Raw genomic sequence first — 19,691 nt, 5'->3', positions numbered from 1 at the left:
GGAGAAATGTTGAGTAATTGGTTTAAATGGTTAATCAGGCGGTTGTTGATTAAGAATACAACCCAAAATGAAATACTAGAGATTGAGATAAAAGAACACCAGGGTTCTGAGAAAGTAAGCACGATGAAACAGGCTTACGAATATTACCGAAACCAAACGGATATTCGAAAGAAAAAAGTGGATGTTGACTGGCGGACGAACTCAAGGATTGAATTGGGTTTGTTCAAGAAGTTGGTAGACCAGAAGGTCGGTTATTTGTTTTCTAAACAACCTACCATCTCTCTTGAAGGAGAAGAATCACAAGATTTTTTAGATAGCGTGTTTGATGAGGACCTTTTATCTACAATTAAGTCACTCGGTAAGGAAGCGGTGATGAAAGGAATAGCTTACGGCTTGCCTTATTACGACGAGAATGGCCGTCTACGCTTGTTTAAAATCCCAAGTGAACAGATTATCCCTTTCTGGAAAGACGAGCGTCATTTGGAACTTTCTGCCTTTGTACGTGTCTATAATCAAGCGGTCTACGAAAGCGGAGTGAAGAAGACCAAAACCTTTGTAGAATACTACGACGAACAAGGAATTACAGATTATATCTGGACAGGTTCACACCTGGAACTCAACCCACTATCCAAGGAGACTAAGGGGAATTTTTATTATGTCAACGCAGACGGCACACGGATCCCTTATACTTGGGAGAAAGTCCCTCTGATTCCATTCCGTTACAACGAGTATGAGGACGGTCTTTTAGTCCAAACCAAGTCTCTGATTGATAATATTCAACTTCAAATGTCTACTAACGCAGATATGTTGGCAGATATGCCGAAGTTGATTTATGTTTTGAAAAACTATCAGGGCGCAGACTTGGGCGAGTTCATGAATAATCTGAATAAGTTCCGCTCTATCAAAGTTTCTAGTGATGGTGGTGTAGATACCCTGCAAGCAGACAATGATACTAGCGGAGTTGAAGCAGATATTGAACGCTCTCGTAAGTTCTTGTATGAGGCTGCACGAGCCATTGATACCCAAGATGACAATCTAGGTAATGCCAGCGGTCAGGCTCTTAAATGGCGCTATACAGATCTTGATTTAGACTGTAACGAGCTAGAAAATGAGTTTCAAAAAGGTATCAAGCAATTCCTTTGGTTCGTAGAACAGTATGCAGCTAACAAAGGAGTAGCGTTTGATTCATCTAAATTTACTTATGTATTTAACCGTGACATCATTTCAAATGAGTCTGAAGCTATTCAAGATTGTGTAAACTCAATCGGCATCTTAGACGACCTAAGTATTCGTGAACAACATCCATGGTATCAACCTCAAGTTGAGGAACGATTGAAAGAACAACAGGAACAAGGACAAGATCCATACTCTCATACCAATTTCAAAAAGGTAGAGGATGACCATGACGACCGAGAACAAGAAAAAGATAGATGAGTATTGGACTGAGCGAGCTTTACAACAGGAGCACAACGCTCAGATAGTAGCTGATAGGTACATGGCACAGATTGGTCAATCCTTAGCAGATTATAAACACCAGCTGGTTTCTGAGATAGAGAAGTTCTATGCCAGATATGCAGTTGATAATAAAATGACTCACGCAGAGGCCAAGCAATATCTGACAGATAAAGAGCGTAGAGAGTTTAAGAATGTAACTCTTGAAAGATTCCGTGAGATGGCTTTAAATCCTGACACACCGACACCACTGTTGGACGCCTTGGGTTATCGCCATCGTATTAGTCGCAAGGAGGCTTTGCTTGCCGAAATTGAACGTCTAACGGCTGAACTATACGGAAAGCCAGACGGCATACATGACAAGGTCACAGAGGCTCTGAGTGACGTCTACATCAAAGGTAAAATCCATCAAGCTAAGAACTTGGCACACTTCGGAATCATAGAGAAACCAATATTGGGTGTCGATGCAGTAAAGCATAAGATGGCTAGTAACTGGAGTGGTAGGACCTTTTCTGAAAATGTTTGGGTTCATAAAGAAGTTGCTTATAAGGCAATCAGTGATGTCCTGAATAAAGGCCTAACAGGCGGTTGGTCTATTGATAGAATGGCTAGGGCTCTTTCTGAGCGTACAGGAGTCGCCTATCATCGAGCAGATACGCTTGTCAGGACTGAGACGACCTTTTACAACAATCTTGCGACGCTAGATACTATCAAGGAATTAGGTGGCGACCACTACGAAATCGTAGCGGTATTAGACAGTCGTACAAGTGAGATTTGCCAGTCAGAAAATCACGAGGTTCATTCTGTTAAAGAATATGAACCAGGGCGAACCGCACCGCCTTTTCATGTTCGTTGCCGTTCTACTATCAGACCTGCAGTTAAGTCTGATAAGAAAGGCAAGACTGATAAGACTGATAAGACTGATAAGACTGACAGGACAGAAGAAGAACAGATTAGTCCGTATCTCGATATATTACTAAATAACGCCCCTGTAAAAATGGCAAAAGAGAAACGTTCTCTGGATGAAATCTTTGCAAGTTGGGAGCGTGAAGGGGAAGCGATTAAAGAAAAACTGTTTGCGAAAGACGGGGAAAAGGTGTATAATCAGGGTATGAGTTCAATTGATTTAATGGCAAAACACCGGTCTTTCGTTGTTGGAGATGATATCCGACTGAATGCTCAAAAACTTAGCGGAACCGAGTTTGATTTTTGGGTTCAGGATCGTACTAAGAAAATTAGAGATGCTGTAGCAAATGTTCAAGAAGTTTTCCGTGAATTACCTGACTACTCAAAACCGACAGTTGTTTTCTTAAAAAAATCAGAATTACCTGGTTTAGCAGGATATGACTATAAACAAGATATTTTATTTGTGAGTGACACTTTTAATTCAGAAAAAGAATTCAAAAATATTTTATCGGATGGTTTTTTTGCATCGAAAAATATCAAAGATGCAATTATTCACGAGTTGACTCACAAAAAGCATTGGGATTCTGCAAAAGTGTTTTACAAAGCAAATAAAAAGCGTTATAATAGTATTGAACAAGCAATGATGGAATTAAATTCAGGTCTAATTGCATATGTCAAACAACAGCAATCTCTTGACCGAAGCTATTTGAAAGATATTAGTTTGAATGCTTATAATGCGTTTTTGTATCATAATAATATCAATGAACTAGTAGCAGAAATCGGGGTAATAGGTGATAACGTAACTGATAAAGTGTTGTTGAAAAAAGTTAAGGAGGTATTGAAATGGAAGTAATGGCTGTCCCAAGTAAAGAGTTGTTAATTTTTTATAATCAAATCGATGAATGGGTTGACCAAGTTTATCCAGACAAAGATATGCCTCGTGTATCTTTTAAGAAGAACACTCCTAAGTCTGTTTTAGATTTATTTGACACTATTAAATTAAAAATCGGTTTTGATTATGCAGTATAACGTACCAAAGCACCTAGAGAAATCTAAGTGCTTTTCTTATGCTTAGAAAGGAGCGAGAAATGAAATATCGTAAAAAACCAGTAGTGATTGAGGCCATTAGATTTATTGGCTCAAACTATGAAGAAATCAGAGAGTTTATTGGTCAAAATACCTTGTGCTCTGATTCAAGTATTGTCATTCCAACGCTTGAGGGAGACATGGTGGCTCAAAAAGGTGACTACATTATCAAAGGTGTACAAGGTGAATTTTATCCATGCAAACCTGACATCTTTAAAGAAACATATGAAAAGTAGAGGAGTAAAGACATGTTTATATGGGATTGGGTATCAATTTTATTTGGTTGGATTATATTTTTTGCATTAATTTCGTTCGTAATAATTAAATTATTTGAAGTCATTTCAACTCTAAAAGTAGGAATTGAATGCAGAAAGAAACTGAAACAATTGAAAAATAAATAACCTAACCGCATCGAAATCGAGGCGGTTTTCTTATGCTCTAACCGTATGGAATCCCGTACGGTTTTCTTTCGCCCTGGGCAAGGCGTTAAAAGGCTTTTTTACTTTACCAAGATGTCGTGGTCGTTGCCACGTTAAACAAACGTACAGGAGGAAAAGAAATGAATCGTAAATTTTTGGAACAGTTAGGATTGACTGAAGAACAAGTTGAAGCAGTTATGTCTGAACACGGGAAATCAATACAGGACCTACAAGCAAAGATGTCTGCTGCAGAAGATAATGCCAAAGGCTTGCAAGATCAGTTGAGAGAGCGTGATAAGGACATGAAACAGCTCAAACAAGATGCTGAGGGCAATGCTGACCTACAACAAAAATACTCAGACTTGGACAGCAAGTACAAGACACAACAGAAGGAACATGAACAACAACTCAAGACAATGCAACTAGATCATGCTATTGAAATGCAATTGAGCGGTAAGGTTCATGACGCTGGAATCGTGTCTAGTCTACTAGATAAGTCTAAATTGGGATTAGGTGACAACGGAGCGGTGACTGGATTAGATGAACAGTTGACGGCTTTGAAAGAATCTAAAGGCTTTTTATTTGCTCCAGAAAAGGCTGTAGAACCACATATCGCTGGTGCTAAACCACAAGGGGCAACACAAAAAGAAACAGTTGCTAACGACCTGACAACGCAGATGATTAATGCGTTTACGTCAGATCTATAATCAAAAAATAGAAAAGAGGAACAGATATGCCAGCAACATTGAACTATGCACAGGCTTACCAACAAGGTTTGCAAAATCGTTATAGTGAAAACGGACTGTTATTCACTCAAAAACTTTGGAATTCTCCATCCAACACACTTTTGAAATTCACAGGCGCTAAAGAAGTAAAAGTACCACGCCTTCTGATTAAGGAAGGGCGTAAAGACCGTACACGTCGCACGATTACGAACATTGACGCTAACTATGAAAACCAATGGGAAATATACACATTGACTAACGAGCGTTACTGGTCAACACTAGTAGACCCATCAGATGTGGATGAAACTAACTACGTTACTTCCATTGCTAACATCACTAAAACATTCAATGATACTGAAAAAGTTCCAGAAATGGATAAATTCATGGTATCTAAATTGTTCTCTCGTAAGAAAGAACTTGATACAGAAAGTAAACAAATTAAGTCATTGAACTTGACTGAGGAAAACTTCCTCGCAACCTTCGATGAGTTGATGGAACAAATGGACGAAGCTGGAGTACCAGCAGAAGGTCGTGTTATTTTCTGTACCCCAGCAGTTAAACGTATGATCAAGAACATCAAGCAATTTGGCCGTACAGTCAATATCCACGGACAAGGGACAGTGATTGACCGTTCTATTGGTCGTTTGGACGATGTGACGATTGAACCATCTATTCCATCTGATCGCATGAAGACCGTGTACAACTTCACAAATGGCGCTAAGGTTGACCCAACTGCTAAACAAATCCATTTCTTCTTGATTCATATTCCATGTATGGCAGCACCGCAAAAATATGAATTCGTAGGGCTTGACGCACCAAGTGCTTCTTCAAGCGGTAACTACTTGTATTATGAACAATCTTACGATGATGTATTGCTATTCAAGACTAAGCATGAAGGCCTAGCATTTGTCGTCGCACCTTAAAAAAGGAGGATAGAAAATGTTAACAGTAAAAAAGGATAACCGTGTCCTCAACATTGACGAACTAGAAAAAGTAACCTTCTTGGAAGATGGTTATGATGTGGTCGAAATTCGTGACGGTGAGTACGCTGTAGTTGAATCTGCTACTGGCGGACGCACTTACACTATTCAAGAGTACAGAGCGGTAGTTGCCGAACGTGACCAAGCTCTTGCTGAACGTGATAAGGCTCTAGCAGAGCTTGACAAATTGGCTAAGAAATTGGCTAAAGACGATAAGTAGAAAGAGAGGTTCTGCTGATGGAGAAGATGACATTTGAAGAAATCCAAAAGCATAATGAAGATGCTAGACAGGCCTTGATTGACTTGTATGAACAACGTTATACATGCTATCTAGAAGAGTTAGTGGTCGATGAAGTCATGCAGAACATTCTTAACTACTGCAATCGTGAGGATTTTCCTTTAGAGTTGCGATTTGTGGCCATTCAGATGGTTTATGTTGTTTGTAATCCTGACCAAGCTGTCCAGGGCAAGAATATTTCTGTTGGAGATACTCGTGTCGAATTGGCTAAGTCAGACCTTTCCAGACGTGCTGAAAGTGTATTGCTGGACTTTACCAGTCAACTACAGCGGTTCAGAAAGTTGAGGTGGTAGGATGAATATCAATGATGTCTTATCTCAGGCAAGACCAAGTATTGAATGGACTTATGATAAAAAGATGGATGTGTTTGCTACTGTTGAGGGTACGAAACCCAACGGGGCTGATTTCGTAGAGTTCAAAGAAGTCTACAAGAAGGTTCCCTGTCGTGTTTCTGTTCGTAACTTAGTGAATACAGAGCAGAACGAAGCGCATCAACTCAAGACAGAACACAAGATTTTCTGTTCGCCTAAGTTTGCTATCAAAGCTGGTAGTAAATTGATTGTGGATGGTGTTAAGTACTTGACCAGTGAAGATCCAATGGTTTATGTCACACATCAAGAAATTGTGGTGAGACGGCATGAGTGGCTATGACGATAGTGATGTTCAAGAGTTCTTGAAACGACTTGAACGAGCTCAAGCGATCATTGACTCTGAGTTTATGCAGGCTGCTAAAGATATCGGCCTAGCCTTTTTGAAAGAGGTTAAGGAGAGAACACCAAAGGGTCTAACAGGTAAACTCAATCAATCCTGGAAGATGGAAGTAAGCAAAAATGGGAATGTGTACGAGGTTGTTGCATTTAACCCTATGGAATATGCTTCTTTCGTCGAAAGCGGACACCGTCAGAAAGTAGGGCGATATGTTCCTGCAATTGGTAAGCGATTGGTCAATCCTTGGGTCGAAGGGCGCTTCATGATGAGACTGACAGAAGAACAGATTAAACAAAAAATCCCACAAATCACGCAACAAATCGAAGAGAGGCTAAAGGAGGAACTAGGTGGATTATAGTATTAGACCACTCGTCATCAAGCAACTCAAAGATGTGTTTGGGTGCAAGGTGTATGATGAACAAATCCAGCAAGGATTGAAAACACCTTGTTTTATTGTAGATGTGAAGCCTGTGACTCGGAAGCGGTTGGCAAACCAAAACGATAAACAGGTTTTTATTGTCTTGCTACATTACTACACCGAAAAAACAACAGACTTGTATCAGAAGTTTGAGGAGATTGAGACGGTGTTTGCTTCGCCTTCCTTTCGTTATTTGGGGGATAAGTACCCTATCAATGATTTGAAGGTGGAATACAATGCGAATGACTTGATATGCACATTTACAATCACTCGATACGTTCGATGGGTTGAAGAAGAACCGACAATGCAAATATTAGAAAGGATAGGTGAAACTTCTCATGGAAATGGATGAAGAAGTAGGTTATGTAACCGAACCAGTGGTAACAACCACTGGAGATAAATTTGGCAAAGAGGCATTACTCAAGTATTTTGAAGAGGATGCAACTTTGCTAAACATTTTGCTAGAAGATGACCAGTCATACTCACTAGCAGAAGTAAGACGCATTTTAGAAGACTGGAGAAAGGGTGTGGCTAACTAATGGCACAATGGACAGTACAGAATAAACGAGTTCCAAAGGCCTACATCAATTTTGTATCAAGAGATGATGTGATTATTCCTTTGGAAGACAATACGATTGCAGCAGTCATGATTGCTGGATCTTGGGGAGAACCTGGTGCTTTCACACTTGTTGACGGCACAAGCAACTTCCGCCGACTATTTGGTAAACCGATTGATGAACTTCTTCCGATTCGTGAAGCCTTGAAAGGAACTGGTAAGGTCCTTGTCTACAATGGTGTGAACAACACTGGAGTACAGGCAACAAAAACAGAAAGCAACATGGTCGTTACAGCTAAATACAAAGGATTGGCTGGTAACCATATTCATGTTATCTTCAAGAAACAAGTCGAGACTGGTTTTGAGGTAACAACCGTTTTCTTCGGAAAAGAAGTTGATAAACAAATCATCACAGCCTTGCCATTTAAGAATGACTATGTGAATGTGACTGGTACTTTAACAACGGAAGATAAAACAATCTTGCTTGAAGGTGGTACTGATGGAGCCACAACCAATTCAGAAGTTGAAGATTTCCTAAATGCACTCGATACTCAAGACTTCCGCGTCTTGGCTCTGGGGACAGATGAAAGTGCAACAAAAGCACTTGTTACGGCTCATATCAAGAAATGGCGTGACGCTGGTCGTTCAGTTATTGCAGTCTTGAATGATTACACGGATGCTGACGATGAAGGTGTTGTATCAGTGGGTAACGGGGTTACATTAAGCGACGGTACAAAACTAAGCGCTAAAGACTGTGTATACTTCGTAGCTGGTAAGTATGCAGGAGCTGGCTTGCAATCCAATACATTCAAGTCTTATCCAGGCGCTATTGACTGTGAGCGTAAGAATGAAGCAGAGGCTGAAAAGCTCATCAATAAAGGTCAGCTTATCTTTGCTTATCGAAATGAAAAAGTGATTATCCTGTCAGATGTGAACTCATTTACTAGCTATACGGCAGAACACAGTCGTATCTTTGGTAAGAATAAACTTGTTCGTACAATGGATAATATCAATGCTAATGTCAAGTATATCTTTGAGAATTACTTCATCGGTAAAGTACCAAACAACGTGAATGGTCGTGAGCTGTTTAAACAACGAATCATCACAATGGTCCTTGACCCACTTGCTCAAAAGCAAGCCTTGGAGTACCAAGCGAAAGATATTGAGATTTCACAAGGTATCACTAAAGAATCCGTCGTGGTTAACTTGCCAGTTGTCTTGACAGACGCTATGGAAATCTTGTACATGACGGTTATCTGTGATTAAGAAAGGAGAAAACTAGCTAATGGCTATTATGAACCAATTGGATGCTTTGTCTGCTAAAGAAGGAACGGTCTTCTTTACAATCAATGACAAGCAATATGAACTAGCAGAGCTTATCTCTCTAGAAGCGAAAATTGAATACACAAAGGCTGATGTTACCCCTCTGAACTCTCGTATGAAGGGTGGTAAGATTGTTGGTGCAGAAGGTACAGGAACTGTGAAGATGTATTACCATCGTCCTGAATTGAAGAAAATGGCTTTGGAATACGTCAAAAACGGCTTGTTGCCTCGTATCGATATTAAGTGTACCAACGAAGACCGCACATCTCGTGCAGGCCGTTACACAATTGTTTTGAAAGGTGTTCTGTTCAAAGAATCACTTATCTTTAAACTAGATGGATCAGCAGATGAGGTCATTGATGAAGAAACGGACTTCACATTCCAAGATTTTGATATCTTATCAGAATTCCAAGAAATTACATACTAACACAAGGAGGAAATAGTGGTGAGTGGATTACAAGCGTTTTTGAAACAAAACAAAAAAGGGGAAGAGACTAAAGATGTCTTGCTTCCTTCTTTTGAGGAACCAGTTAAAATTCGAGTCTTGAGCGCTCGTGAAGCGGACTTAATCAATGACCGTTGCTTTGTCAATAAGCCTGGTCGTAACGGACGTCAAGAGCGTGTTTTTGACGGTGTTAAATATAACCGTGAAATCTGTATTGCGTCTATCGTGGTTCCTGACCTTAACGATAAAGAATTGCAAGATTCTTATGGAACAATGGGAGCTTCTGAGTTATTCGGTACCATGTTCAATTGGGGCGAAAGCGCCTTGATTTTGGAAGCTGTGACCGAACTCAGCGGTATCAACCAAACATTCCAAGACAAGGTTGACGAGGCAAAAAACTAATAAAAGAGGACGCGGAGGCAAAACTTGCCTACTTCGCCCTCGTAAATTATTACATTCGCCCTAGTGAATTTGTGAATATGGATGTAGAAGAAAAAGCCTTTTTCGCTGCAGTCATGCACGAAGAGGGGCTACAACGTAAAAAAGCAATGAAGAAGTGAGGTGATTCTATTGGCAAATATACAAACAACCATGTCTTTGACCGATAGAGTCACAGGCACTTTAAATAGAATCTATGCGACTATGGAGCGTGTCAAAAATGCAGGCTCTGGCATAGATAAAGCTATGAAGGCGCAAGAGTCCGCTATGAAAAAAGCTGGCGATTCTGGCCAATATTTTGTCAATAAAGCCGGGCGAGTCATTGATATCAACGGTAGATTTGTAAGCGATGCAACTCTAGCAGCTGCAGGACTAAAAAAAGAAGAACTGGCTCTACAAGATTTAGGGAATGCCTCTAATAATGCTTCTAACAAACTAAGTAGGTTAGTATCTTTGAAAGGTTTGTTGAAGACCGCTTTAGCTGGTATTGCAGTCGGTGCGATTACTAAACAAGCTATAGGTATGTCAGACGAGTATGCTAATATGCACGCTCGTTTAGATATGATCCGTGACGGTATGCAGACGACAGAGGAACTACAAAAGTCTATCTATACATCCGCACAACGTACAGGCTCGGCCTATACAACCATGGCAAACGGTGTCGCTAAGATGCGGATGCAGGCTGGCGATGTTTTCCAAAACAACGGCGAAACAATTGCCTTTTTGGAAACTATGAACAAATCCTTTGTTGTTGGTGGCGCAAGCATTGAAGAACAAAAAAGTGCCATGCTTCAGCTTACTCAGGCTATGGCTAGTGGTAAGTTGCAGGGTGATGAGTTGCGTTCTCTTGCTGAAACTTCACCAGCCTTAATCCAAGCCATCGCAAACAAGCTAGGCGTTAGCCGTGGTGAGGTTAAAAAACTTGGAGCAGACGGGAAGATTACAGCCGACATTGTAAAAACTGCCATGCTAGAAGCAAGTGATACGATTGACAAGCAGTTTCGTAATATGCCCCTAACTTGGGGCAGGGCATGGCAGAACTTCCTGAATTTTGTGACCAAGGCACTAGAGCCAATATCGATTAAGATAAATCAGATAGTGAACTCGTCAGCTTTTCAACAATTTGCCCAGATTGTAGCCACGGTGCTTCAATATGTCGTCCAAGCGGTTATTTTTGCTATGGATATGATTGGGGCTGTTTGGAGTATGTTGGCGCCGATTGCTCAATTTGTCATCGATAACTGGTCTGTGATTCAACCGATTATTATCGCTGTGGCATTCGCTATAGGGACTTATGTAGTTGCGATGAACGCAGCAAAAATCGCCACTAAACTATTTAGTATCGCTACCAAAGTTGCTAAAACAGCAATGGCTGGTTTTAATGCAGTTATGGCAATGAACCCAATCATGTTGATTGTGATGGCAGTCATTATCCTTATCGGTCTCTTCTATGCCTTGGTCGAATGGTTTAACAACCTAACGGGCGCAACGCTGTCCGCCACAGGAATCATCATGGGAGCGATATTCGCCCTTGGTATGATGATTTGGAATGTGATTCTCGGGATTATAAATTTTGTTATCTGGGTAATCAATATGATCTTGCAAGGTGTTTTTTGGCTTGTGAACGGGATTATAGCAGGAGCTATGAAGATTTATGATTTCATTCTGACGATTATCATTGGCATTTTAGACTTTATCGACTGGTTCATTACGGGAGCTATTAACCTCTGGAACGAGATGGTATTCTTTTGCCAAACCGCTTGGTACGATATTGCCCAAGGTGGTAGAGGGATGGCGGTTGCTATTGCTGGATTTGTAGACAGCATGGTCAATAGTGTTATTGGTGCAGTCGAGGGCATGATTAACTCTGTTCTTGGTGGCTTTAATAAAATGATTGGCTTCTTAAATGGGTTCGGCCTAAATCTAAAGGCTGTTGGAACAGTTTCTCTAGGTAGAACAAACTTTGCCGGTGATATTGCGAACGCCATTGATAGCATGGAAAAACCAGTTAAGAAGACTTTTGAAGGCTTGCATTTGGCAGATGGTCTGAAACAACATAAGGCCAGCTTAAGTACTCCGCACCTTGACGCTCCTCAAATTGGTTATTTAGAGGGAGGGAGCGTTCTTGGAGCCTTTAATAACGGCTATAAATTTGGTCAAGGTATTGATAAGGCTGTCGGTGATTTCTTCAAAGGAGCTGGAGATAGCAACGGTGCAGGAAACAATTTCTTGGGTGACCAAGGAACTACACCTTATGAACTCAGTCCAGCAAGTTCAGTACCTGAACAAGGCGACGGAGGAAAAGGCGGGCACAATCCTACTGGTGGTAAATTAGATAAGGTCGGCAAGATTGAAGATGAAATCAAACTGGACGATGAATACATCAAGTTGATTAAGGACGTTGCGACCATGAAGTGGCAACAGAACTTTATTACCTTGAAACCAGAGATTGTTACCAACATTGACTCCATTAACAACGCTGGCCAATATGCTAACGTATTGGATGATTTGAATGCAACGATTGTAGACGCTTTGAATAATGGCGCTGATGGTCTCATGGCTTACTAGGAAGGAGGTAGCAGATGTTTATATTTATTGAAGGCATTAAATTGCCAGTGAATCCAGAAGAAATCAAACTGGAGGACAAGCAAGGAATTGAGACAGTCGCTATCATCGATACTGGTAACGTTCCGCTTGTCGGAAATCCAGAGCTTCAATCAATTGAGTTCGAATCCTTTATTCCTAGTGGAAGATACGATGGAAACTACCAACGGAATAGCCGTGTTTCTCCAGAATCCTTTGTCTCTTCTATTCGTAAATTTAAGACGGAAGGCACTCCTATTCAACTGATGATTGGGGGTGCTTTTGGTTCTGCTATTAACGGGAAATTTCTAGTGGAACAGTTCGATGTCTCTACCAAGACAGGATATGAATATGACCTGATTTATAAGATTAAGTTCTTACAATATCGGTCTCACAAACCACGAAAGGTCACCATCAAAGACAAGCAAGCACTTGAGGCTACTAAAAAGAAACCGCAGGCGAAAGCTACTGAAGAACGTAGCCCTACAACTGAGAAACCTGCTCAAAAAAGCCATACGGTTGTGAGTGGCGATACTCTTTGGGGAATTGCTCAGACCTTTTACGGAGACGGCAGCCGATATACTGAAATTTACGAAGCCAACAAAGACAAAATCCAAGACCCTCATTGGATTTATCCTGGACAGGAGTTTGTGATACCATGATGCAATTATTCTATCAGAACAATAAAACTGGAGATACATGGGATTTAGCAACTGTGTCTGATAAGGTCGAATTCAAGACAACTAGAAAAGGGTCAGCTTGGAGCGTGGAGATTACCTTGTACAATTCTACAAAAGTAGCCTTTGAATATGGTTCTCCACTCGCTTTTAAGTTAGATGATAAAGAGGTGTTCTTTGGTTATTTGACCAAAATCAAGTACGAAAAAGACACCAAAACAACCTTGACTTTCCACGACCAGATAAAGTACTTACTACGCAATATCAACTTTGTTGCCAAGGACAAAAACGTCAATCAAATCGTCTCGGCAATCGCAGGAGATTTTGATTTGAAGATTGGGGAACTAAAAGCCCCAGCCGTGACCTTATCCCCTCAACTAAAGGAAGATAAGAAGGCTTTGGATATTATCCAGGAGGCCATGGACGAGACCTTGGTGCAAAGTGGAGAATTGCTGGTTTTGTATGACAAGTTCGGAGAGTTGACACTAACGACTCCGAAAAACTTACCAATCCAGTACATTATCGGAAATGAATCCTTTATGTCTAGCTTTGAGTTTGAAGGTTCGATTGAGGATAGTGCTAATATTGTCCGCTTGATCCAAGAGAACAAAGAAACCAAAAAGAGAGAAGTCTACATCTATCAGGACAGCTACAACATCGGAGCTTGGGGAAAACTCCAGTACATGAAAAAAGTGGATGAGAAAGCGACTGAGGGGCAAATCAAGCAATGGGGCGAAATGCTCTTGAAGATGAAAAACCGCCCCAAAGAAACTTTCAGTCTAAAAGCTGATATTGGAAGTATTGACTTTTTAGCAGGTCATGCAGTCTATGTGGATGTTAAGGATATTGAGAAGAAGGGATGGTATGTCATTGAAGAGGCGACTCATTCCTTCAGTGCAGAAAAGCACACGATGGAAATTAAATTATTCATGGCAGGAAGTGAGTAGATGGAAGTAATAGAAAATCTAAAGAAATTGATTAGTAATTTCATTGAAAATCGCCAGTTCGCCAAGATAACGACTGGTGTTGTTTTATCGGTTTCTCCGCTCAAAATCCAATTGACTAATGAGTTGATTTTAGATGATTCCATGCTTGCTGTCACATGGACTGATGAAGCATTAGATCCTGAGTACGTAGGGCAAACCCTTCATCTCATCAGACAAGATGGTGGAGGGTTTTATTATGTCTTGTACAAGAAAATTTTCCACTACAAGCGCAAAGTGAAAGGGGGTTCTGATGAATGAGTACTCCTAAAACAAACTTTTTAAACATCGCTAAAAATGTTGTCGAAGCTAAAAAACAGCCTAGCTTAACACTAGATGAAACCAATATCTTGCTAGAAACAGACGGTATCCATGCTTTGAAGCAATCAATCAGACGCATGCTGACGACTGAACGGTTCATCTATACGATTTATGATCATCGGTACGGTGTTGAGTTAGACGCTTTATTTGGTGGGGATATGGATTATGCCCAGATGGATATCGCACGGCGCATAAAAGAAGCCTTGTATGAAGATGACAGGATTCATGAGGCTCATTCTTTTTCTACTAAGGTAAAGAAAGATGAGTTTTATGTGCAGTTCATGGTTGATAGTGATTTCGGAACATTTGAAATGGATTTGGAGGTGAAACGATGATAAAGGTAAAAACATATCCAGAAATTTTAGAGGATATGCTGGCCTTGTTTGATGATAAGTATGACAAAAGACAAGGATCCGTCTTGTACAATCTAGTTGCGCCTGCCGCTCGAGAAGTTGCTATTCAGTATACGGTTTTAAAATCGTATGAGGAAGTTAACTTTTTAGATACGAGTACCGGAATCTTCCTAACTCGTTTATGTAGGCAATTCGGAGTTGAACGATTGCCAGCCACGGCATCCGTCCGACTGGTTCAATTCAAACAGGAAATCCCGCTTGGGACTCGTTTCAGTGTGGTTAATAGTGAGTATAATTTCCGTGTCTTGGAACGTCGCTCTGGATTTGAGTATAGTGTAGTAGCTGAACAAGTCGGAAATGCTCCTAACTATGTAAGAGGGCAACTCATCAATATTGATGTGTTGAGCGATTTTAAAGGGGCAGAAATCGGCTCTGTCATCGTCGTGGGAGAAGACGAAGAGACAGATAAACAACTCCGTAAACGGACTATTGAGTATCTGAAAACACCGACCTTAAACGGGAACATTGCTCAATACAAGAAATGGGCCAGTGAGTTCGTTGGTGTTGGTTCGGCCTTGGTAGAGCCACTTTGGAAGGGTGAAAATACAGTACGTGTATCTATTACGGATGCTGACGGTAACGAAGCTAGTTCGGAACTTGTAAATAAGTTCAAGAATTACTTAGACCCTGAACCAAGTGGCCACGGATTAGGTGTGGCTCCGATTGGTGCTTATGTGACTGTTCAGTCTGTAAGTGGCTACGATGTTCGTATTACTGCAACTATCAAGATTGATGAAGATGTAGATATTGAGACAATCAAGAATGAGGCAAAAATCCAACTCATTAAATACTTACGTGAAGAAGCATTTGAAGAGAAAGAGGTTCGGAACTATAAAGTTGCCACAATCATTGACAGAATTAATGGGGTTCGAGATGTGGACCGTATTTTGTTGAATGACAGGGAACAAAGTATTGAGCTTTCTACCAACATGCTTCCGAAACTAGCGGAGGTAACTATCAATGTCACAAGTTAGATATCGTATGTTATCGGCTTTGCCAGAGGTCTTAGATCCAACCATCAATGATTTGTTTGAAACTGAGATTCCAGAGCTGGAATTGATTACAGACTTAATCTTTGACACAAGACGGTTGATGTTGTTGCCAGAAGCGACGGAAGACTGGATTACACGTTGGGAAAAGGCCCTTCAGGTAAAACCGAAAACAACCGACTTGGAAGAACGAAGGCGGTATCTAATCACTTTAATTTCTTCCAAGATTAAAATCAACTCAGTGAGTTTACAAAAAATTACAAAGAGCTTTACGAATGTTAATAACTTAGTAACGGTCAAGGGTTCAGCGGTACATATCCGATTTTTAGGAGAACTACCGACTGGATATTTGAACCGTTTTTTAAAGTATGTGCGTGAATTGATTCCTGCTCATTTAGGAATCCAATTCTCGGTTGAAGCGCCAATGATGAACGCGATTTATGTTGGTGCTCACACATTCAGAGACATTCGTTCGGTTCGATTTGAATTGGGATATTTTATCCAACCTATTGTGACCGATAAAGCAATTAGCGAAACGGCCCTAGCAATTCAAAATAGAGAACCACTGGTCTTTACTCGCATAGCTTTGGGTAGCGGACGGCATCGGACGGACATTGGCAAGAAAAACAATATCGTACAAGTAGTTCATTCTTTGCAAGTGGCACAGTCTTTATCGACTGATGTAGCTGATACTATTCGTCTTACAGCACGGTTTGATAATTCACAGATTGACCGTGAAATAATTGTGAATGAAATCGGTGTGTTTGCAAAACGTGGAAATCATGAAGAGTTTATGTATATGTATACCTGGGCAGAGCAGGGAGATGTGATTCCTCCAAAAACATCTGCTTATGTATATCGAGACTATGATTTCAACACGACTATCAGCAAGAATAGCCAGATCACCATTCAATACAATGCGACTAACTTGGTTTATGCGACTGTCCCTGAATTGAAGGCGACAGAAAGAAAGTTACAAACCAATATCGATAATCATATTGGAGACACTGCTCGTCACGTTTCTGAACAAGAACGAACACGCTGGAATGGGAAAGCCGACGCAAGTCACAGGCATAAGGTTGCAGACATCGACGGTCTTGAAGCGATTATCGGCAACCAAACAACGAATAAAGCGAATCAAGCAGACCTTACTGCTCACATCCAAAACCAAAACAATCCACACAATGTTACTAAGCAGCAAGTGGGACTAGGAAACGTCACGAATATTGAGCAAGCAAGTAAGCAAGATTTTCAACATCACTTAGACAATCATAATAACCCTCACGGTGTGACCAAGACACAGGTAGGTTTGGGAAACGTTACAAATGTGGAACAGGCTAGTAAGCAGGAGTTCAACGCTCACGCTACTAATCGTAACAATCCGCATGGAGTGACGAAATCCCAAGTTGGTCTAGCAAATGTGACGAACGTGGAACAAGCCAGCAAGACCGATTTTGACGCTCACGCAAGAGATACGACTAAACACATTACTCAACAAGAGAGAACAGCTTGGAATAGTAAAGCAGATGGTCGTGCATTGACAGACCATACAGGGAATCATAACAACCCTCATGGTGTGACCAAAACTCAGGTTGGTCTAGGTAACGTGGTCAATGTTGAACAAGCTAGTAAGAGCGAGTTTAATTCTCATTCGCAAAATTCGACTATTCACGTCACAAGCGTGGATAAGAACAGATGGAATGGGGCGCAGTTGACCAAGCTAACCGAAGACAACGGGAGCGCTAAGAGGGTGAACGGCGACTGGAACAATGTGGTGGAAACAGGTATGTATACAGGTACTGGTTTAAAAAATTCACCAGAAAATAGAGGAGCACCTCTGTATGTGACCGTAACGAAAATGGACGGTCAGAATGTGATGCAGCAGGCAGTTGATAACACAAATACATTTACTGCTGTTAGAACGAAAGTTAATGGCGTTTGGGGAAGTTGGCAGGTGTTTCCCAGGCTAAAGATTAAGGTAATCCCTATTCAATTTGAACCTGGTGTAAAAGCTTCCCCGCTGGCAAAACCAGAGGACAATAAGATTTATGTTTTTGAGACGTTTGTTATGATTCGTCTGGCAATAACAGCAGATTCTTTCAAGAATGGACCTAAATACAGAGAATCCAGCAGTGAAAGAAAATTATTCTATCTACCAACAGAGTTAATCAAAGAACGGCGTCTTGAAGATACATATGCTGAGAGTTACGGCAGTTTAAATGATATTGATCAATTATACGCGAATCAATATGACCGGGATATGAAGATATTTATACCGATGTTTGATTATAGGGACGGCCTTTGTCGTGGTTCTCAACCTAGAGAGATTGCATCGAACTACTGCAATATGAGTACATGGCTTATGAAAGCCAGATACCGATATTAGCACTTTTAAGAAAGGAATTTAATAACATGGAATTTTTAGTAGAAAACAAACTTTTTCGAGTTGACAAAACAGTAGTAACTATCCGTAAGGAACAACCTTTCACGTATTACACTCGTGAACTTGATGGAGACCATCAAGGAGATTCTGATGAAAAAATCATCCAAGCAGTTCTAGAGCAAGTTCGTGCAGAACTTGATCCAACAAGTGCCATCGTGCAAGCGCAAGCGAAACTGGAAGAAACTCAGGCCAAGATTCAAGAAAATGAGCAAAAATTGGCTGAGACAGAGGCTAAACAGACAGCTACAGACCAAGCTGTTAAGCACAATCAGGAAGAGACAGACCGTTATGGGAAGATTATCCATGCGGTCGTTTTAAATGCTGTAGCAGGCAAGACAATCGCTTATGGAACCAACTACAAGGAATTGGTAGAGTTGATTCCACTTGCTGAAGTTGGTAAACGCTACATGGCACATGACTTGATTACCCTTGAAGATCCAGCGCATGTTGAGGTTGATGGCGAAGGCAAGCGTATCTTGATTCAGCTTAACCGTGAATTTACCTACAACGGTGAACCTGCAAGTGACTTTGCCCGAAACGGTCGTCTTGAAATGGACGGAACAGGCGCAGCATGGAAGTACGAACCTCAAGAAACGACTGTTGCACCAGCAACTACAGTTTCTACAACAGCTACCGTGGCACCTACAACTGCAGAACCTCCTGTTACAACAGTTACACCTAACCAATAGTGGAGGTGCTTTATGGACGTCTTACAATCAACAGAGCATTTCTTCATGAACGTGCTACCAGTTGCGACACCAATTGTTGTGGCTTGGTTGGGCTATAAAATGCCGAAGAAGACCAAGGAACAGAAAGATGTCCAGATTACTGCTGACGAGAACAACGCCAAAATTGACGAAGTACAGGCAAAGCTAAAACTACACGACGATGCGCACCTTGTCACGATGAGGATGCGCCTTGATCGTGATATTCGCAGGGCTATCCGTCGTGGATTTACTACCAAGGATGAGTTCTATGTAGTGGAGAATATGCACAATAGCTACAAAGCTTTAGGTGGCAATGGCTACATTGACCACTTGTACAACAATTTTGAAGCGTTGCAAATCAGAGACGACATCTTAGTTGAAGATGAGAAAGGAGTGCAGAATGGTCTATAATACGACAAATCTGGCTCAATTCGACGGTGGTTATCTGATTAAGCAAGGGGATATCTCTTCCACGTTTGGATTTGAACTACTAGACGAGAACTGCCAAGCTATAACCTCATTAAATGGACAAGAAGCGCTTGTCACATTGACTTTGGGAAATTCGCAATGGTCAAAGACAGTCACAGTAGAGGATCAAAGCGTGGTGTTTAGTATCACTGATATCTTACCAATCGGTAAGTATCGGCTGGAAATTAACGTAGGTGGATATGTATTTCCAAGTGATAAGACTACTCACATCAAGATAGTCGCTTCAGATAAAGAACTGGTAACGAACGAAATCCATGCTCTTAAGGAGCTGGATATAGCAGAAGAAGTAAAAAAACAGCTTGCAGAAAAAACTGTAGGTGGTGAAGGCACGG

25 protein-coding genes are annotated in these 19,691 nt (G+C 41.0%); all 25 read left to right on the top strand.

Annotation, left to right across the window (positions count from 1 at the left end):
- Positions 1-6 precede the first annotated feature (6 nt).
- A complete protein-coding gene (locus RWP09_RS06150; RefSeq protein ID WP_314435344.1) occupies positions 7-1,434 on the top strand; it encodes a phage portal protein in 1,428 nt (475 codons plus the stop codon).
- Complete coding sequence (locus RWP09_RS06145) at positions 1,403-3,211, top strand: minor capsid protein (RefSeq protein ID WP_314435341.1); 1,809 nt, start codon at positions 1,403-1,405, stop codon at positions 3,209-3,211. Before RWP09_RS06150 ends, RWP09_RS06145 begins: the two co-directional genes overlap by 32 nt.
- Positions 3,202-3,387, top strand: coding sequence for a hypothetical protein (locus tag RWP09_RS06140; protein WP_050253775.1), 186 nt, complete (start codon positions 3,202-3,204; stop codon positions 3,385-3,387). Before RWP09_RS06145 ends, RWP09_RS06140 begins: the two co-directional genes overlap by 10 nt.
- A 59-nt stretch (positions 3,388-3,446) precedes the next feature.
- Complete coding sequence (locus tag RWP09_RS06135; RefSeq protein WP_314435335.1) at positions 3,447-3,680, top strand: hypothetical protein; 234 nt, start codon at positions 3,447-3,449, stop codon at positions 3,678-3,680.
- 323 nt (positions 3,681-4,003) lie between these two features.
- Positions 4,004-4,570: a phage scaffolding protein gene (locus RWP09_RS06130; RefSeq protein ID WP_314435333.1), complete on the top strand. Its 567-nt coding sequence runs from the start codon at positions 4,004-4,006 to the stop codon at positions 4,568-4,570.
- Positions 4,571-4,596: 26 nt separating this feature from the next.
- A complete protein-coding gene (locus RWP09_RS06125; RefSeq protein WP_314435331.1) occupies positions 4,597-5,511 on the top strand; it encodes a capsid protein in 915 nt (304 codons plus the stop codon).
- Between the two features lie 16 nt (positions 5,512-5,527).
- The gene (locus RWP09_RS06120) at positions 5,528-5,788 is read left to right on the top strand and encodes a hypothetical protein (RefSeq protein ID WP_125393409.1); all 261 of its coding nucleotides are present in this window, start codon (positions 5,528-5,530) and stop codon (positions 5,786-5,788) included.
- 17 nt (positions 5,789-5,805) lie between these two features.
- Positions 5,806-6,159: a hypothetical protein gene (locus tag RWP09_RS06115; protein WP_314435325.1), complete on the top strand. Its 354-nt coding sequence runs from the start codon at positions 5,806-5,808 to the stop codon at positions 6,157-6,159.
- A 1-nt stretch (position 6,160) separates the two neighbouring features.
- The gene (locus RWP09_RS06110) at positions 6,161-6,517 is read left to right on the top strand and encodes a hypothetical protein (protein ID WP_314435322.1); all 357 of its coding nucleotides are present in this window, start codon (positions 6,161-6,163) and stop codon (positions 6,515-6,517) included.
- Positions 6,504-6,932, top strand: coding sequence for an HK97 gp10 family phage protein (locus RWP09_RS06105; protein WP_314435319.1), 429 nt, complete (start codon positions 6,504-6,506; stop codon positions 6,930-6,932). Before RWP09_RS06110 ends, RWP09_RS06105 begins: the two co-directional genes overlap by 14 nt.
- Positions 6,922-7,344, top strand: a complete 423-nt coding sequence (locus RWP09_RS06100; RefSeq protein ID WP_314435315.1) for a DUF6838 family protein — start codon at positions 6,922-6,924, stop codon at positions 7,342-7,344. The genes RWP09_RS06105 and RWP09_RS06100 overlap by 11 nt, the downstream gene beginning before the upstream one ends.
- On the top strand, positions 7,331-7,531 hold the full coding sequence (locus RWP09_RS06095; RefSeq protein WP_314435311.1) for a hypothetical protein: 201 nt from the start codon (positions 7,331-7,333) through the stop codon (positions 7,529-7,531). Before RWP09_RS06100 ends, RWP09_RS06095 begins: the two co-directional genes overlap by 14 nt.
- Positions 7,531-8,814, top strand: a complete 1,284-nt coding sequence (locus tag RWP09_RS06090; RefSeq protein WP_314435307.1) for a phage tail sheath subtilisin-like domain-containing protein — start codon at positions 7,531-7,533, stop codon at positions 8,812-8,814. Before RWP09_RS06095 ends, RWP09_RS06090 begins: the two co-directional genes overlap by 1 nt.
- A gap of 19 nt (positions 8,815-8,833) precedes the next feature.
- A complete protein-coding gene (locus RWP09_RS06085) occupies positions 8,834-9,298 on the top strand; it encodes a phage tail tube protein (RefSeq protein ID WP_049500573.1) in 465 nt (154 codons plus the stop codon).
- Positions 9,299-9,313: 15 nt separating this feature from the next.
- On the top strand, positions 9,314-9,718 hold the full coding sequence (locus tag RWP09_RS06080) for a phage tail assembly chaperone (RefSeq protein ID WP_080976823.1): 405 nt from the start codon (positions 9,314-9,316) through the stop codon (positions 9,716-9,718).
- 168 nt (positions 9,719-9,886) lie between these two features.
- Positions 9,887-12,322, top strand: a complete 2,436-nt coding sequence (locus tag RWP09_RS06075; RefSeq protein ID WP_314435299.1) for a tape measure protein — start codon at positions 9,887-9,889, stop codon at positions 12,320-12,322.
- A 14-nt stretch (positions 12,323-12,336) separates the two neighbouring features.
- Entirely contained in the window at positions 12,337-12,999 is a 663-nt protein-coding gene (locus tag RWP09_RS06070) for a LysM peptidoglycan-binding domain-containing protein (protein ID WP_314435296.1), read from the top strand.
- Positions 12,996-13,961 (top strand): hypothetical protein, encoded by a 966-nt coding sequence (locus tag RWP09_RS06065; RefSeq protein ID WP_314435292.1) that lies wholly within the window; start codon positions 12,996-12,998, stop codon positions 13,959-13,961. The genes RWP09_RS06070 and RWP09_RS06065 overlap by 4 nt, the downstream gene beginning before the upstream one ends.
- Positions 13,962-14,258, top strand: a complete 297-nt coding sequence (locus RWP09_RS06060) for a DUF2577 family protein (protein WP_049500563.1) — start codon at positions 13,962-13,964, stop codon at positions 14,256-14,258.
- Positions 14,255-14,653 carry a DUF2634 domain-containing protein gene (locus RWP09_RS06055; RefSeq protein ID WP_000106741.1) on the top strand — a complete coding sequence of 133 codons (399 nt, stop codon included), beginning with the start codon at positions 14,255-14,257 and terminating at the stop codon, positions 14,651-14,653. The genes RWP09_RS06060 and RWP09_RS06055 overlap by 4 nt, the downstream gene beginning before the upstream one ends.
- Positions 14,650-15,705 carry a baseplate J/gp47 family protein gene (locus RWP09_RS06050; RefSeq protein ID WP_314435275.1) on the top strand — a complete coding sequence of 352 codons (1,056 nt, stop codon included), beginning with the start codon at positions 14,650-14,652 and terminating at the stop codon, positions 15,703-15,705. The genes RWP09_RS06055 and RWP09_RS06050 overlap by 4 nt, the downstream gene beginning before the upstream one ends.
- Positions 15,692-18,106: a hypothetical protein gene (locus tag RWP09_RS06045; RefSeq protein ID WP_314435272.1), complete on the top strand. Its 2,415-nt coding sequence runs from the start codon at positions 15,692-15,694 to the stop codon at positions 18,104-18,106. Before RWP09_RS06050 ends, RWP09_RS06045 begins: the two co-directional genes overlap by 14 nt.
- Before the next feature lie 26 nt (positions 18,107-18,132).
- Positions 18,133-18,852, top strand: coding sequence for a hypothetical protein (locus tag RWP09_RS06040; protein ID WP_314435269.1), 720 nt, complete (start codon positions 18,133-18,135; stop codon positions 18,850-18,852).
- Between the two features lie 12 nt (positions 18,853-18,864).
- Positions 18,865-19,281, top strand: a complete 417-nt coding sequence (locus RWP09_RS06035; protein ID WP_314435266.1) for a hypothetical protein — start codon at positions 18,865-18,867, stop codon at positions 19,279-19,281.
- A partial coding sequence (locus tag RWP09_RS06030) for a hypothetical protein (protein WP_314435263.1) occupies positions 19,271-19,691 on the top strand: 421 nt, incomplete at its 3' end. The genes RWP09_RS06035 and RWP09_RS06030, both read left to right, overlap by 11 nt.

Origin of the sequence: uncultured Streptococcus sp. (assembly GCF_963521255.1) — a bacterium.
In the GTDB taxonomy this organism is placed as follows: Bacteria; Bacillota; Bacilli; order Lactobacillales; family Streptococcaceae; genus Streptococcus.
Note: the sequence above shows the minus strand (reverse complement) of the source record. Positions and strands in the feature narration are given on the sequence as shown.